Origin of the sequence: Microtetraspora sp. AC03309, assembly GCF_020826795.1 — a bacterium.
In the GTDB taxonomy this organism is placed as follows: Bacteria; Actinomycetota; Actinomycetes; order Streptosporangiales; family Streptosporangiaceae; genus Microtetraspora; species Microtetraspora glauca.
Genome location: NZ_JADDIL010000682.1, coordinates 1 through 238, shown reverse-complemented (window position 1 = coordinate 238; position 238 = coordinate 1). Strand labels below are relative to the sequence as shown.

The 238-nt window shown below is 61.3% G+C and carries 2 tRNA genes; both read right to left on the bottom strand.

Features of this window, described 5'->3' with window-relative positions:
* Position 1: 1 nt before the first annotated feature.
* A tRNA-Val gene (locus tag IMZ11_RS44925) sits at positions 2-73 on the bottom strand.
* Between the two features lie 15 nt (positions 74-88).
* Positions 89-159, bottom strand: a tRNA-Cys gene (locus tag IMZ11_RS44920).
* Positions 160-238: the final 79 nt, after the last annotated feature.

Below are 238 nucleotides of genomic sequence, written 5' to 3'. Positions count from 1 at the left end.
GTGGACGATACTGGGATTGAACCAGTGACCTCTTCCGTGTCAGGGAAGCGCTCTCCCGCTGAGCTAATCGTCCTTGGCTTGGGGCCAGAGGTGGAGACGGGATTTGAACCCGTGTACGCGGCTTTGCAGGCCGCTGCCTCGCCTCTCGGCCACTCCACCACGTAAAGCTCCGAGCGGAAGACGGGATTCGAACCCGCGACCCTCACCTTGGCAAGGTGATGCTCTACCACTGAGCCAC